Genomic DNA, 14,438 nt, shown 5'->3' on the forward strand with positions numbered 1-14,438 from the left:
TGTTGCAGAGGTTCTTTAGAAAACCATGTTTTCAAAAAAAAGACTCATACTCACAAACAATGATCAGATTTTAAGATATTTATTAGACACGTGAGTATCCATTACGTATGTGTTTTTGAGATTATATGGGCTGTGTAGTCTACCCTATTTGGTTAAAAAAGCATATTATAAATATAACATAATTTTAAATACACTATATATAAAATCACCACATAGGCAAAAAAATATTTAAAAGTTGTATGATGTAATAATATGAATCACGACTTCACAAAAGAAATATCTTTTCTAGAATATAAGTATATTTTTTGAGTAACTATTAAAAAGCTGCATTAGATTGCATATAACTCATATGATAACAACTAATTACACCTAATAAGTAACTTTTAATTAAATTATCTAAAAAAAGAATAATTATTAATTTATAATTAAGGAGCTAGTTTTTTTTATTAATCATTATGGTAATTACTTATATATCAATATATATTGGATGACATTAGACATTTTTTAATCACAGATACTTAAAAACATATAGTAAAATAGGTATTTATGAAAACGTCATATTATTTAGTAGATCATGGAATCATTTGTTAATTGTATGTGTCAGGAGATTGTAATCATAATAAGAACATCAACTTGAGTAGGTATGCATTATATGATACCCTATATATCAAGGAACCATTTGGAAAAAATCCCTGCAGAGGCCTACTATTCATATGTAGCAAAACATATATTAGTCATAATATATAATGTATGATTCACACAGTTTCCTTAAAATTAATGATGCATCTATAAAAAAGAGATATTCGATTATGTAACTTTAGATACATATAACTAATATTTGATATAAATGTAGATAAATATATTACAGAGACCACATAACATACATCGATTGATATGACATTTATCATATATTTGATTAAAAGGGTGATGGAATAATAACCCTAATTAAAATATTGTGTATGATGCATATAATAAATAGTGCATATTAAATGGGCGATTGCCGGATCCACCTTAAGTTTTTTTAGTAAAGTATTAGACTATATTTATAAAATAGTTTTAGATCTCGTCTGTATAGACGATTTGGGGCACATCGTATGCAATAAACATATTAGTAAGTAAAAAACCAGGTTTTAATACATATGAACGTATCTGGATAAATATATTTGAATTTTCAAAATATTTGAAGCGTATAAATATTATAAAAATTATATTTTATAGTGGATCATATGGAAAATATATATTATTTATTATAGTAGATAATTCTGGATAATATAATCCCCCTTTACATACATTACTTCTTACCTGTCTTTAGTCTCTACTTATAGTATCTACCTCAAAAATTTAAATAACTAGTTGGACATATCTATATCGTTATTATTAGGAAATAAAGACAAAACTTATACCTGCATAGTTACATAATTAATATTATTCTAAACACTTAGAAATCTGGTTTTAAAAAATAACACAGGATTCCCACATGCTTGAAAACGTTGATTTATCCCAGGCAATAACAAACGAAGAATATAAGATAAGTATGAAAACACTTGAGGTTAAACTCGGTGAGCTTCAACGAAGGGCATGGGAACTAAAAATACCCATTATACTTGTTTTTGAAGGCTGGCATGCATCAGGGATGGGAGAGGACATCAACCGTTTTATCCTGCCTCTGGACCCGCGAGGATTTGATTTCCACACCATGGCCAGGCCCTGTTACGAAAACCGCCTCAAACCTTTCCTTCTGCGGTTCTGGGCGCGAATTCCTGTAAAAGGAAGAATTGGAATCTTTGACCGGAGCTGGTACAGCAGAGCAGTAATAGAGCTTTTCGGAAAAGAAAAAGACGAAATAGCCCTGGAAAAGATCCTGGAAGAAATAACCTACTTTGAGCGCCAGCTTGTGGATGATGGGTACCTGATACTCAAGTTTTTCCTCCACATCAGTGAAAAAGAACAGAAAGAGCGTTTCAAGGAAATCAAAAAAAAAGATATTCCCCTTATTCTTGATGAATATGAAGGAAAAAACGGAAAAGAACTGGATTTTATCGAACAATATGATGAACACCTGCCTGTTGTAGAAAAAATCCTTGAGAAAACAGATGTCCCCAATGCACCATGGACAATAGTCGAGGCGAATGACAGGAACTTTGCAGTCCTGAAAATCATGGTAACAGTAACTCACGCAATCGAGAAATCTATTGAAAAGATCACAAAGATTCCCGGGCAGCAGACAATCAAATATCTTGACATAGTAACTACAAATCTCCCGGTACTTAACGGTTCAGCTCTGGAAAAGGCAGACCTCTCAAAAAACCTTTCTGTGGAAGAATACAGGGAGTCTAAAAAGCTTTACCAGCACAGACTCGAAACCCTCCAGTATGAGCTTTTTAGAAAAAAACGTTCAGTTGTTATAATCTTTGAAGGCTGGGATGCTGCAGGGAAAGGAGGGGACATTCGCCGCCTTGTTGAAGAACTCAACCCCCGGCTTTACAAGGTTGTGCCCGTGGGTTCACCGAATGATACTGAAAAAGCCCACCATTACCTCTGGCGTTTCTGTGACGCAATCCCAATGGCAGGACATATAACTATTTTTGACCGAAGCTGGTACGGGCGTGTCCTCGTAGAAAGAATAGAAGAGTTCTGTACTGAAGAAGAATGGAGAAGAGCTTACAGGGAAATCAATGAGTTTGAAAAAATCCTTGCCGATGCAGGAGCAATTATCCTCAAATTCTGGCTTCAGATAGATAAAGAAACCCAGCTCGAGCGTTTTGAAAGCAGGCTAAATGACCCGGAAAAACGCTGGAAAATTACAGAAGACGACTGGAGAAACCGGAACAGATGGGACGATTATAAAGTTGCAGCCGAGGAGATGCTCCAGAAAACGAGTACCACAGGTGCCCCATGGACAATTATCGAATCCAGGGACAAGCGGTATTCAAGGGCAAAAGTCCTGAAAACCGTAGCTGAAACCCTTGAAGATGAATTGAAGAAAGCTTAATAAATCAAAAATTGAAAAGGTGTAAAAACTCAAATGGAGTTAAAAGATTCGAAACAAATTCAAAAATGGAACCGAGTTATCAAAAAAGAGATGAAGAATTGAATATATAATCCAAAAAAATTGAATATATAATCCAAAAAGTCAGAGAGTTATTTAAAATTCAGAAGACTTTCAGTACATTCAACAGACTCAGGAAGTTTTCTGGAGCATTTTTCACACTTTTCGGAACCTTTCTCAAGCTCATCGGAACCTTTCTCAAGCTCATCGGAACCTTTTTCAGCATTATCAGAGCCTTTTTCAAGCTCATTTAGTTCCATCCTGTGCCTGCGCAGAGCCACATCAATACTTTTTTTCAGGTCCTTTTCATCAAAGGGTTTTACAATATACCCCAGGGGTCCCGTCTTCCAGGCACACTCCACTATTTTGCTGTCAGAACAGGCAGTCAGGTAAACCACAGGCACATCAAAGCGTGCTTTGATCTCTTTTGCAGCTTCTATCCCGTTCATGTCCCCTTTTAGCATTATGTCCATCAGCACAAGATCAGGAAAAGTGCTTTCGGCTTTATTTATAGCATCCTCTCCGGATGAAGCAACGCCTACTAGTGTATACCCCAAACTCTTTAACATCCGTTTTATTCCCATTGCGACAATATGTTCATCTTCGACAATCAGAATTTTTCCTTCTGACATTCATTACACCTTCGTTTTGCACTTCAGCTCCGGAATTATTTTTAACTCCCCTATTACCCTGCTGAAATTGTTGATTTCATAATAAACATCATTTTAATTATATATCAACTGAATTCAAATCTTCCCTTCCCCTTCAGAAAAGGCATGCTTAAGGGCTTTTGACGCAGGCTCATTGATGGTAGTCAATATTAATCCTCGGGCAACCCCCTTGATTACCATTATTCCATCTATCCAGAGGACTTTATTCCCGTAAAAACCACGTGGTCAAACAAAGACTCAAACCGATAGTTTTTCCTTATGCGAAGTCTCTATATAAATGAAGCTATATAGCCTCCACTATACGGCACTGACAAAAGAGAAGAGATAATTTAAAGGCTTTATCCTGTGCCGAGAAGAAAGGTTATGGCAAGGGGAATATGATATTTTAACGCCATTAAAAATTTTAACCTTAATAATTTTCCCCCCATGAAGAAAGTTGAATCAGGGTTGAAGAGCTGAACTCAAGAATAATCGTGCTGAAAAGTTTATAAAAGATTACCTTTCTCTACCTGCCTATCTTTCCCCTTCAATTCTTCTCAAGGTCTTCTTTTTCATTCCTGTGCCTGTGCAGGGCTATTTCTATATTGCTGTGCAGGTCTTTTTCGTCAAAAGGTTTTACGATATAGCCGGAGGGTCCGGTCTTTTTAACCCGCTCGAGAATATTGCTGTCGGAATAAGCAGTAAGGAAAATCACAGGCACATCAAAGCGTGCTTTGATCTCCTTTGCAGCTTCCACGCCGTCAAGTTCTCCTTTCAGCATTATGTCCATCAACACCAGGTCAGGAAAAGTGCTCTCAGCTTTGCTTATGGCGTCTTCTCCGGATGAAGCGACACCTGTAACCGTATATCCCAGGCCCTTCAACATGCGCTTAATTCCCATCGCAACGATGTGTTCATCTTCTACTATCAGAATTCGTCCTTCTGCCATTCTTTACACCCTTGGTTTGTACTTCAGATCCTGAAAGATAATTATAAACCCGGTTCCTCTACTGGTGTCAAGTTCTATGCTCCCGTTAATCTGGTCTACAAGTGCAGTCACCAGCTGGAGCCCGAGGGAATCCGTATTTCTGAAATCAAGGCCTTCAGGGAACCCTTTGCCATCATCTCTGACAATCAGGGTCAGCCTATCCTCTACTTTATTTAGCCCCTGTGTGCCACTAATACCAGTACAATCAATTTTCTCGCACTTAGCCACTTGATCTTCTGTATTTTTATAATTTTCTCTAAAAGAAAGTGAATCTCTTCGGTTCCTGTGTAACTGGATGTAGATTTCTCCGTCCTCTCCTTCCGAAAAGGCATGTTTAAGGGCGTTTGAAATAAGTTCGTTGATAATAATGCCCAGGGGAACTGCAGTATCCATTCCGAGAAAAACGTTATCAACATCAAGTCTCAGACTGATTTTTCCGCTCCCTACTGAATAGGATTGGAAGAGATAATTGGAAAGATTCTGAATGTAATCTGCAAAGTCCACACTTACCATATCTTCAGACTGGTAGAGTTTTTCATGAACAAGTGCCATTGACTTCACCCTGTGCTGACTCTCTTTGAAGGCATCCATTACCTTCCTATCTGAAAAGTTTCCGGATTCCAGGTAGAGCAGGGTTGAGATTACCTGCAGGTTATTTTTGATCCTGTGATGAATTTCCTTTTTATGGATTTCTTCGATCTGTAACAGGACCTCTTCAGCTTTTTTATGTTCGGTTATATCAAGGATGATTCCCTGAAGGTGGATCTCATTTTTCTCGTCCCTCTGAATAAAAGTCCTCTCATCCACCCAGCGGACTTCCCCGGATCTGGTGAATATTCGGTACTCCGAAGTATAGACATCACAGCCGGACTCCACATTCCGGGCAAGCTCTTCGTGCATATTTTTAAGGTCTTCCGGGTGGACGATATCTTCGTAGAAAACCTTCTTTGAGGTAAAATCCGTTACTTCATACCCTAACCGCGTAATGTTTTCCGAGACAAATTTTGCAGGCCAGCCGGGTTCATATTTCCATAAAAAAACGATTACCGGACTATTGTTGATGACTCGTTCCATTTCCTCTTTAAGCTTATTGGAACGTTCCAGTTCCATTGCATAATCCAGCAGGGCTTTTTCTGCTGCCCTGCGCTGCGCTGTAACAAGATCAAGAGCCCTGCGGGTCTCTTCAATCCCGTTCGTAAGGAGCTTAAAGTCTCCGTGCCCATGCACAAGGATCTCTCGCTTGAAATCGTTGTGCTGGAAAGCAGTCAGAACAGCATTTGAATCATCAATGATCCTGTTGAGGGTTTCGGAAAACTTATCAAGGGTATCTCCAAGATCCCTGAACTCTCCCTGTACATCTACATTGACCCGTTCCTTCAACTCTCCTTTTGCAAGGGCGTTGGTTACCCTTATGGTTTCCCGGACAGGTACAATCACGGCCCTAAGAATTTCGTTCAGACCGCTTGGAATTTCCCGGAAATCAATTTCCACATCGGTATTTGCCCTTACATCGAGCCTCCCTTTAACCGCTTCCTGCGCAATGTTCCTGAAATCATCAACAATTTCATCGATAGGTTTTGTGATGGACCGTGCAATCATATAAGCCAGAGCCGCCATAAAAATTATCGAGATTGCAGAGATGATAAGAAGCCGGTCCCTCAGATCAGCAACCCCGGCAAGCATTTCTTCTTTAGGGACTACCAGCACAAATGCAGATTCACCTGTTTCAACAGGTTCGTAAAACATAATAACGGTCTTGCCTGTGGTCGGGTCCTTAACTTCAATGTGCCCTCCTATCCCCTGCCGAATATCATCTGAGGCATTTTTAATCTCTTTTGAATCAAAATCAGAAAAGCTCTTTTTGCCGATCCAGTCTTTCCGCGTGGGATGAGAAAGGAAAACACCGGTGTTGCTTACCATGAAAGCATATCCCGTATCAAAAGTCCGGATATTGCTTGCGACCTCGTCCACATATTCAAGCGGGACATCCACACCGGCAATCCCTGCAAACTCTCCGTCTTTAAAAATAGGAGAGTCGTAACTCATCATGAATATTCCTTCGTAAAAGTAGGGTTCGGTCAGAATATCCTCACCAGTAGCTTTTGGTAGCTGGTAGTAGTCAGAAGAATCATAATGAACAAGAGGTTCAATCACCAGAGGCCCTTCAATCTTGTTGCAGTACGGGACAAACCTGCCGGTTGCATCGTGTCCGGAGGTATTAACATAGTCTCGATCCCTGCCGTCAAAGGCATTCGGCTCATAACCCAGGTAGACGCCGATTAAACTGGGGTTCCCTTCAAGGACATTTTCAAGGATGCCTATTGCCTCTTCCCTGTCAGAAGCTTCATACTCAGCCATTGTAAGCGCAAGGGTTCGTGCAACAGCCTGATTGGCCTTCATATGGGCATCGAACTGATTTGCATAGTTGTCTGCCATCTCAATGGATTTATCATAAGCAAGCTTTTCTTCCTGAGTAGTTACTGTCCCGATGATGACTGCCATGGATACGGCAAGAACGAGAAAAATTCCGACAACAATAAGAATAACCAGCTTTGGCTTTAAGGGGACGTCTTTGAACCTCATAGTACCAGGCTCCCATAAATTAGAGCTTTTGGGGAAAGACTCAACATGGACCGTCAACTACCGTTTTTAAAAAACAGAGGACATTAAAAGTCTGTTACTTCCCGGGCGGATTTTCTGTAATGCATGAAAAGCTCTCTGCCCCAGCGAAGTGCACTTGCATCGAAGCTCATCACCTTTCGGTGGTCATATTTTCCCTGCCTGTTGAAAAGGCAGAGATACATGAAACGATCCGTAACGGCAATGGTGGGAATATTGAGACTTTCTTCACAGACCACTACAATTGTATTTTTGGAATCAAGAAAGGACCTGAGATCGTCAGGATAGTCATTTTTGAGTCTCTCAAACACGGATTCCGTTAGCACGAGTTTCACTTCAACTTCACTCATTGCAAGCTTCGAATATAGAGAAGGATACAGAGGGTGATAATAGGAAAGAGAACTCAGGATGCACCTGGATTTCGCAAGATTTTCCGTAAATTCCCTGGGGAGGTCAAAGAGGTGGTTCAGGTCAGGCTCAATCACCATACATTCTCCAAGTTCACCGAGGCGCATGAAAAGGTCATGGGGTATGACGCTAGTATCCCGGCTTGCCCAGTATTCCTTATTTTCTTCGAGGACCTCAAGTGTATTCAGGAGAGGAAGCATGTTCCCGACCACAAGTTTTCCTATCTCCGAAAGCTCGTAGGTGCCCCCTTTCTGGAGAATCAACTCCTGCTTTTTCAGGATCTTGATTTGAGGCATCATAGCTTTAGAATTCACATTAAGAGAAGTCTTTATTTGCTCGATGTCCCGGGGTCCTTCCATAAGTAAAAGGAGGAGGTTTTTTCTTTTTTCAGAAAGCCAGATAGTATCGCATAAAGAGGAGCTCATTGCTACCCCCTAATATAAATAAACTTTTATTAATATGTTATGTTTTGGTTATCTCTAATTAATCGGGAGATATTATTCCAGAATATCCGAAGATGATATCTTCATGGCCTTTTCCCCCGCACAATATACGGCTACGGTTGGCATTCCAGCAAGGCAAAAAACGATAGAAAAACATAAATCAGTTATGGACCTTGGACAAAAGCCAGATATAGGAACTCACTGCAGTGTTTTATCTATAAAGTTTAGATTTTGGGTTAATTTTTCATATATCTCCTAAGTTTGACAGTACCCACTAATTGGTACTGAATATTTCCCTTTTTTTGGTCCGATTGGACTTGACAGGTTCTATAAATTTATAAAAATTTATTATATATTCTACGTAATCCCACTCATTTTTGCTACAATCAAGCTATTGATCTGGTCAAAATTCGCAAAAATATAGTTTTTGACCCCATTTTTCTTGAAGTTGATTGTAAGTGTCAAATTCTTCAAGCTTTTTTTGATGAATTTCGTAGACCTGTGTTTAATGTCCTCAAATTCATATCGCATCAGCGATATGAATAACTGGGCAATAAATCCCAGGATAATAGCTCCATAAATGCTATCATCGGACTACACTCTTAACGGCTTAATTTGAATTTCATTTTTTAACGAGTGGAATATTTTTTCAATGGAATCCTTTTTTCGGTATATTTTCAATGCCTCTTCAAGTGTCAAATCCTTGTTTGATTTGAGGCAGAAAAATCCTTCTCTTCCATTAATCAGTGAAGCTTTTAAGAGTTCTATAGCTTCTTCATCACTAAGCTCTTCAAGCTTAGTCCTAAAAGAGTAATCAATCTCAATTAACTCGTTATTTATTCTGAACTTCTTAGGAAGCTTTTTCTTGTTTACAATGGCCTTCTGAATCTCTCTTGCTTCCTTTAATTTCCTCATAATAGCTCTTGCTTTTGCTTCCAACTGTCTTTTCTGTAAAGCTTCAGAGAAGTAGAAATATTTAATGCTACTTGGCTTGACGATTTTTATCCCATATAAACCTTTTTTGGCATCTATCAGTTCGGCTTTTTCCGGATCAAATTTCTCAATTATTTTGTCGTCACTTGTATTCAGTTTCATGGAGGTAAGATACTCCATCTCGTCTTTCTGGTTTAACCAATTACCTGCTTCTTTGATACTAAAATTCTCGGTGAGCTTATAGCTTACCAATCCTATCAGTAAACTATTGAGATCAAGACCTTTGCTTTTATGCTTGCTAAAAATATCGTAAAAATTAAGCTTTTCATAGTAGGATTGGACGGCAAGCATTGTTCCAATCGGAAGACATATATTTGAGGCTCTCAAATTAGAATTTTGACTTAAAAACTTATTCTTTTTTTCACTAACTCTGATATACTTGTCTTTATTCGATAACGGCAACTTTAAACAATGCCAGATATGCCGTTCTCATGTCGAAAAACAGTATGTTATATAAAGGAGTCCTCTTCGAGGACTCCCTCGATAACTATCTTAGCAGAGAAAGCACTTCAATTTGCCAATTCCTGTACTTCCTCTGCATTGACGATATTGCAAAGCACATCGAGCGTACTTTTTATACCAACAAAAGTTGGCACTTTAAATACAGTGTATCTTCTATGATAAAACTCTTTGTTGTGAAATGTTTCAGGAAACTTTCATATGATAAAGCCATTTCTTCCTTAACAGAGGAAGAAACTATCTTACTCTCTTTTTTGATGAAACCGGCCAGATAAAACTTCCTTCAAGTGGAACCCTTCATCATTTTGTAAAGTATAGGCTTGGTGAGGAGGGAATCAATGAGATAATGATGCTGTAGGTGAAAAAATTCTCAAACTTTCTCCGGAAAAGGAAGCTAAGATCGATTCCACTCCACTCGAAGCTTCAAGATATGATACATATGCTGATTACAATCCTCATTATGAATGCAAAATGGATAGGGCGCATATTACAATGGTTGGAACTTACCCTGTTTTTATGACTCATATAAAAGGAGTTGCTGGGGACTCTCCAGAACTTATCAACCATATTAAAGCTCTTAAGAAGATGAATGCTGATCTCGAATTGTATTCTGCAGATGGAGGTTATGATTCATTCTGTAACCATTCTGATATTTGGTATCACCTGGATGCAAAACCGATTATCTCCTACGCCTCAAATGCCGTAATCAATCAAGAAGGTGAAGAGGAAAGAATCAATCACTGGGTCAATAAAAAATGGAGAATCGGTGGAGATGTTCATGCACCAATGGTAAACAAACTCAAATTTCTTATGAGAATGAAAGGAAAGAACAGGTAGGAATGTACCTGAGAAACCAGAACATCAGAGATGAATATTTTGATAACCAATATAAAAAGAGAGCTGAATGTGAAAAGATACATGGACATATTAAGGGCACAGTAAAATTCGATATCAGAAGAGTGAGAAATGAGAGTAGGAAACTCTACTCTCTATTGAGTTTCATAGCATATCAACTACTGGCGCTGACAGAAATGCAAAATAAAGTTGGGAATAAAAATTCATTTGGGAAATACTTTTGAAGAAATGGGTATCAAATTAGATAAGAGATTTTAAGAGCTAATTTGAGAGCCTCAATTTGAGAGCCTCAAGGCAAAAAGCCGCAAATTTAGGAAAATATAAAAAACATACGTTTGGATAAACATGGAGTTTTTCCGAAAAAACGATAGCAGAAAAAATTGTGAAAATTGAACGGACATCTGCGGAAAGCCAGTTGTATTCATTGGACCGAATTAAACAAAACAAAGAGCACTTATTTTTATTTAACTGTCAAAGTCAGGGTATATTGAAAAATACAGGGAAGAAGTCCTTCCCTAACTTCCTTAAACTCGCGGAAAACTCGCTCTGAAAGACCGGACGGCTGATAGGTTAATTTTCCGGCTTTGCCTTCTTTCCAAGCCAGATTCCGAGTGCCCCCAGCCCTACCAGCAGGGCAATAAACTGTATGAGCCCGCCAAGGTAGGGGATTTCATAAACTATTGCAAATACAACCGCTCCGGTGAGGTAATATATCATATTCCCTGTTTCTTTTTTGAAGACCTTGGTGTAAATCATCTCTCCTGCGAGCAGTTTGACCGGTACTGTAGCAATAAGGGTTGCGAGGGTCAGGAGCAGCATCAGCAAGATCGAAAGACTCCATCCGAAGAATGTAATTAGCAGGATAAAGGAGAGGACCGGAATGAAGACCAGGAGCAAAAAGCCCAGCAGTCCGGCTTTCAAAGCTGAGCCCCTTAAAATTTCCGCAAGTCCGGTTACAAAACCCGGGAAGGTATAGATAAGGATAAAGCCCAGGGCAAGAGATGCCAGCAGCCCTATAATGAAGAAAAAGATGCTGAAACCTTCAACTTCACCTGCATACTGGTCTTGTTCTCTGGTTACGGGTGTGATACTCAGGTTTCCCTCTACCTTATCTTCAAGGTCAGAGGGGTAATTTTCGGCTTCAAGTTCAAGGTTCCCTTTAAGCTCAAAGTCCTCTCCTGTCTGGAGGGTCCCGGCAGAGACTGACCCGTTTCCATTGACGATCCCGTTAAGAGTTACCCCCCCTCCGGCCAGCAGGATATCACCTTCAACTGTGCTGTCCTTCGAGAGAAAAATCTGACCTCCGGCTACTACCAGGTCTCCGCCAACATTTCCATTTACCCGAATCGAGCCTCCGGCAGCTATGATGTTTCCTGAAACATCCCCGTTAATAATTAGTTCTCCGCCGGCGCCGATGAAATCATCTATAACGTTTCCGTTTATCTCAAGCCTGGACCCCCCAAGCACCAGATCTCCCGGGATATCCTGATCGATCTGAAGGTCATCTCCTCCACCGAAAACGTTTCCTGAGCTCGTATATTTAAGTAAGCTCTCTTCATCAACGGCTCCTGCCGAAAAAGGCAGTGCAGCAAAAAGTACCATAAATAAAATAAGTAGTGATGCCAGCTTCTTTTCCATAGAATCACCTTCTTTGGTATCATTGAGTCTTTCCAGTTAACTGCTCCGGACGAATACCAGGATATTCTGGCTGGTATATTCCCACTTGTTATTATATTTCCACTTGCTGGTATATTCCCACTTAACACGATGAATATGTATGAAAATCCCTTAGAAAATTAAAAGGCACTTAAAGATTAAAAATAGGAAGAAAAAACCTCCAATCAGTTCTCCAATCTTTTCCCTAACCTGTATTCAGGGAAGCTTTACCAGGAATTATCATGAATTCTTGAGACTTCGTACCTGGACCTTCCGGGTTTTTCTTCTGCCGGATAGCCAATTGCGATTGCCGAAAATGGGGTTATATGCTCAGGAATGTTAAGTAATCCCCGGATTCCGGTGACAAGTTTTTCAGCCGGGTAAACCCCTATCCAGACCGCCCCCAGCCCCATGTCATGGGCAGCCAGTAACATGTTTTCGCTTGCAGCCGAACAGTCCTGAACCCAGAAATCCTTGAATTTCGGGACATTCTGGTCTGCGCAGATCAGTAATGCAGCCGGAGCGTCCTTTAACATCTTTGCATAAGGGTGCATTTCCGAGATTTTTTCAAGCAGATCACGTCTGTCAATTATAATGAAATGCCAGGGTTGTTCATCCCCTGCTGACGGTGCACTCATGCCGGCTTTCAAAATGTTCTCAATTATATCCCTGCTAACCGGCTCTGGCAGGTATTTCCGGATGCTTCTTCTGGTGAAAATCGCGTCCATTGTTTCCATAAATATTATCCCCCATTTATTAATGTATTATTATAATGGATAAAAGTATTGTTCAGATCTGAATAAATTGTAGAGCAGTTAAAAAGATCTAAATCACAGAATCAGAAAAAGAATCAGAAAAAGAATCAGAAAAAGAATCAGAAAAAGAATCAGAAAGTTCAAAAGAAGAAGATGATCCGTAAAATGATCCGTAAGATGGCCCGTAATTTGGTTCTAAAAGATATGTAACTGCTAATTCATCTAACTCTAAAAAAACACAATCAATAGCCATTAATTTTAAAAAATAAAATTAGAGAAATTTGCCAATCGAATCTTAAGAAAGATGGCTATGGCAAATTTATTGAGGCTGCTTTTCTCAGTTTGAATAGTTATCACTTTACTTACTCAATTACAGTGACGCGATCTATAGCTTCCTGTGAATTAGGGACTGAAAGAATTTCTGTAGCTGAAATTATCATTCCCTCGGATCCTTTATTATTTATTTTTTTAGCAGGAACTCCTGCGATTGAAATCCCTTTTTCATAAAATGATTTGTTTACTACAGAATTTGCCCCAATTGCAATATTATCAGCAATTTCAATGTTTCCAAAGATTTTGGCACCTGGGCCGATGTATACATCATCTCCTATTTTTGGTGCCAAAAGAACGCTACCTCTGCCAGATCCTATATTAGTACAGGCATGTATTCTGCAATTCTCTCCAACTCTGGCATCTTTATTTACAACGATAGTTCCTCTATGGGCTATGCATAATCCAGGACCAAAAACATTTATTGGAATACTATACCCGAGATGGATACTCTTTATATGCAATCTAAAAAGTATATATTTGAAATATAGTTTATGAATTAAAGATTTTTTACAGTTATTATAATATTCAGCCTTTCTTAATAATCTCTGAAATTTCCATATATCATCACCAATTAATTTAGGCCTGTTGTAATTTTTCCCTAAAGCTAATTTGTCTGCTTCAATGTATAAATCGTAATCTGCCTTTGATTTGATAATAGATATTCCCTCTTTATATATGATTATTTATATGGTTTGAGGTCTTATGCTACTGGTTTTCCAGTTTAACTGTAGAATATAATATGTAAGAAAATTAAAAATGTGAATCTATGTGTGATACTCACAACATTTTATTATCTTAATTATTTTGGTTATATATAACTATTTTTAGATTAATTTGTCCAAATATTACACACACATGAATATATATTTAGATAACTGGTATGTAAATAAATTAAGCAGAATCAATTTTCCTTATCATTAATAAGTAACATGTATATGTAGCTGTCTTTCCGCAGATGTCTTCAAAAAAATAACATTTTTCTTGCTATCGTTTTTGGAGAATTACTCTAAAATTTGCAGTTATTATCTCAACTGAAGCTTATGAAAATAGCTGCTAAAAGTTTTCAATGAAGGCAAAAAGCCGCAAATTTAGGAAAATATAAAAAACATACGTTTGAATAAAAAACGTGTGCATGAATGAAAATTTGATGTTTTTCAATCTCCCATTCACCTGTAATTATAAATATCATCCAATTTTATAATAATCACTGGATAACTGACATACACAAAC

8 protein-coding genes and 2 pseudogenes are annotated in these 14,438 nt (G+C 38.5%); 2 read left to right on the plus strand and 8 right to left on the minus strand.

The genetic code is table 11. The features are described 5' to 3' along the window. The first annotated feature begins 1,477 nt into the window (after positions 1-1,477). Complete coding sequence (gene pap / locus EO98_RS16750; RefSeq protein WP_048137628.1) at positions 1,478-2,992, plus strand: polyphosphate:AMP phosphotransferase; 1,515 nt, start codon at positions 1,478-1,480, stop codon at positions 2,990-2,992. Positions 2,993-3,141: 149 nt separating this feature from the next. Here pap and EO98_RS16755 read toward each other — a convergent pair whose 3' ends face one another. The 5 genes and pseudogenes from EO98_RS16755 to EO98_RS16775 all read right to left on the minus strand — a co-directional run bounded on the left by EO98_RS16755 (position 3,142) and on the right by EO98_RS16775 (position 9,477). Further along, positions 3,142-3,681: a response regulator gene (locus tag EO98_RS16755; RefSeq protein WP_048137631.1), complete on the minus strand. Its 540-nt coding sequence runs from the start codon at positions 3,679-3,681 to the stop codon at positions 3,142-3,144. Positions 3,682-4,246: 565 nt separating this feature from the next. Then, positions 4,247-4,648, minus strand: coding sequence for a response regulator (locus tag EO98_RS16760; protein WP_048137633.1), 402 nt, complete (start codon positions 4,646-4,648; stop codon positions 4,247-4,249). A gap of 3 nt (positions 4,649-4,651) precedes the next feature. Further along, positions 4,652-7,270 (minus strand): histidine kinase dimerization/phosphoacceptor domain -containing protein, encoded by a 2,619-nt coding sequence (locus tag EO98_RS16765; RefSeq protein ID WP_048137635.1) that lies wholly within the window; start codon positions 7,268-7,270, stop codon positions 4,652-4,654. An 83-nt stretch (positions 7,271-7,353) separates the two neighbouring features. After that, on the minus strand, positions 7,354-8,139 hold the full coding sequence (locus tag EO98_RS16770; protein ID WP_048137637.1) for a winged helix-turn-helix domain-containing protein: 786 nt from the start codon (positions 8,137-8,139) through the stop codon (positions 7,354-7,356). 375 nt (positions 8,140-8,514) lie between these two features. Next, positions 8,515-9,477: pseudogene (locus tag EO98_RS16775) on the minus strand (hypothetical protein). Between the two features lie 104 nt (positions 9,478-9,581). Here EO98_RS16775 and EO98_RS16780 point away from each other — a divergent pair. Further along, positions 9,582-10,688, plus strand: a pseudogene (locus EO98_RS16780) (transposase). 346 nt (positions 10,689-11,034) lie between these two features. Here the strand turns inward: EO98_RS16780 and EO98_RS16785 are convergent. The 3 genes from EO98_RS16785 to EO98_RS16795 all read right to left on the minus strand — a co-directional run bounded on the left by EO98_RS16785 (position 11,035) and on the right by EO98_RS16795 (position 13,669). Further along, positions 11,035-12,102, minus strand: coding sequence for a hypothetical protein (locus EO98_RS16785; RefSeq protein ID WP_048137639.1), 1,068 nt, complete (start codon positions 12,100-12,102; stop codon positions 11,035-11,037). Between the two features lie 245 nt (positions 12,103-12,347). Continuing rightward, a complete protein-coding gene (locus EO98_RS16790; RefSeq protein WP_048137641.1) occupies positions 12,348-12,857 on the minus strand; it encodes a nitroreductase family protein in 510 nt (169 codons plus the stop codon). A 380-nt stretch (positions 12,858-13,237) separates the two neighbouring features. After that, the gene (locus tag EO98_RS16795; RefSeq protein WP_235283457.1) at positions 13,238-13,669 is read right to left on the minus strand and encodes a serine O-acetyltransferase; all 432 of its coding nucleotides are present in this window, start codon (positions 13,667-13,669) and stop codon (positions 13,238-13,240) included. Between the last annotated feature and the right edge of the window lie 769 nt (positions 13,670-14,438).

The sequence above is a fragment of the Methanosarcina sp. 2.H.T.1A.6 genome, from assembly GCF_000979455.1.
Taxonomy (GTDB): Archaea; Halobacteriota; Methanosarcinia; order Methanosarcinales; family Methanosarcinaceae; genus Methanosarcina.